This window comes from Paenibacillus sp. 01T442 (assembly GCF_056398345.1).
The window spans coordinates 1-1,729 of sequence record NZ_JBFTPF010000189.1 but is presented as its reverse complement, the minus strand read 5'-3'; the positions used below and the strand labels follow the sequence as shown (position 1 = coordinate 1,729).

3 protein-coding genes are annotated in these 1,729 nt (G+C 33.2%); 1 reads left to right on the top strand and 2 read right to left on the bottom strand.

Going from position 1 to position 1,729, the window contains the following annotated elements; all coding sequences use genetic code 11:
- Positions 1-87: IS3 family transposase (locus AC1DLM_RS35295; protein ID WP_441992305.1), on the top strand; the 87-nt coding region annotated here is incomplete at its 5' end.
- 84 nt (positions 88-171) lie between these two features.
- Here AC1DLM_RS35295 and AC1DLM_RS35290 read toward each other — a convergent pair.
- Together AC1DLM_RS35290 and AC1DLM_RS35285 are read right to left on the bottom strand one after the other, a co-directional pair.
- The gene (locus AC1DLM_RS35290) at positions 172-897 is read right to left on the bottom strand and encodes an ATP-binding cassette domain-containing protein (RefSeq protein ID WP_477572614.1); all 726 of its coding nucleotides are present in this window, start codon (positions 895-897) and stop codon (positions 172-174) included.
- 223 nt (positions 898-1,120) lie between these two features.
- On the bottom strand, positions 1,121-1,378 hold the full coding sequence (locus AC1DLM_RS35285; protein WP_477572613.1) for an Imm74 family immunity protein: 258 nt from the start codon (positions 1,376-1,378) through the stop codon (positions 1,121-1,123).
- Between the last annotated feature and the right edge of the window lie 351 nt (positions 1,379-1,729).

Sequence of the window (1,729 nt, the reverse complement as noted above, 5' to 3'; positions counted from 1 at the left end):
ACATACTATAATCACTACAGATACCAATGGAATTTAAAAAGGATGACCCCTGTGCAATACAGAGATCATCTTCTTCAATCTGCCTAGACTTTTTTTAAAATGTCCTTTACACGGGGTACAGTTTAGACAAAGGAGTGGTTTCTTTGGATAAAACTTACTCTTTTATTGCAATTACAAAAAAATGATTTCGTCAGCCAAATTACCTAAATTACTTTCGTTGCTTACAGGAACTATTACAATTGCATTATGATTCCTTAATATTTCAATATACTTTTTGTTGTATTCACCAATTATGTACTCAGACCAATGTTTGGTTTGCATCCATGGTACAGTAAACAGCCTTTTACCATAAGCAAAACCAATTGCCATTGATGCTCTCCATACTTCACCACTTTGAAACTCTAATGGTCTGTGAATCCTTCCTTGCTTTTCATTGTTTTCATATATCCCTGAAAGTTCAAACATTTTTGCAATCTCAAGTAGACTATAATCATTTTTGCTMTGTGCAATTCCTTGTTCTAATTGTTCTGCAACTGTTTTTATGCCTAAAACTTTCCTTGTCAATTTGTTTGGATAACTTCTCCTTGGCTTATAGGGGTATTCCGAAACTCCTTCACCAATGTAACAAGATATACTACGAAGCAAATCAGCACTAGCTTTATGTCCATTTACTTGAATAGAATTTTGATAAGCATCTTCCACCAGTTCTTTACCTGCCAATATATAAGACAAACCCCATCCACCAGCACCTAGATTTCCTACAATACCATATATTTTACCACCCTCGAAGGTCGCAGATAGACTGCTGATAGAGTCGAGCATTCTCCAATAATTAAATAGAGAACATGATACTTGGCAAGTAAGATTTTCAATTTTGATTTGCAGTAACGAATCCATAAAAATTCATTCCCCATCTAGTAAGATGAAATCCATGCTTTAAAGACCACTTTTGTCATGTTCAGGCTCATTAGGTTCATACCAATCCTTATGCCCCTTATCTACTTCTATCCTAGAGCATTTGCCGAAAGCGCATCCGCAAGTACCTTTATCTAGCCTAAAAAAGCAATATTTCTTTGGACATTGCATCAGCCATATTCCTTTCAATGAAATTGCTCTTTTATCATTCAAATTCTATTTTCATATTCGATTTCTTTGATTCCTCAAGAATATGTGCAATTATTGTTTCTTTCATTTCCTCACTAATTGCTTCATCCTCATTCGGATGTTCCCATGATGTTATTGAATTTTTATATGCTACAAAACCATGACCATTCATCAATAGTTCACCACTGATTTTTACGACCTTATTAAATATTGATACTCTGATATATGATCTTGTTCCTCCTAAAATCATTGTAATCACCTTGCCCATCAGCATAAAATCGTGCTTTCATCAATTAACATTAACTATTTTCATCAAGGTTTGAAAAATTGAATAAATCTTCCTTGATTTCATCTAATAAATCATTTAGATTTTCAAATTGCTTTGTTTTAATCAAAAACGTATTTTCTCTCGCAATTTCTGAAATAAAGAAATCGTATGTGTAATCAGCCAACACTGATATGGATGCCATATAATTCTTGATTGATAATGCGTATTCTAATTTTGCATTCCCATAAATAACTTAACTTTCAACTATGATGCCTTTGTCTATTTCCTCTATTAGCTTCATAATAAATTGCTGAACTGAAACAAGCATCTTTTATCACCTACCTTATACCCTTATAC

Bases quoted from the DNA above. Each gene is read 5' to 3' on its own strand.
- AC1DLM_RS35285 (WP_477572613.1), bottom strand. From the start codon at position 1,378: ATGCTGATGGGCAAGGTGATTACAATGATTTTAGGAGGAACAAGATCA.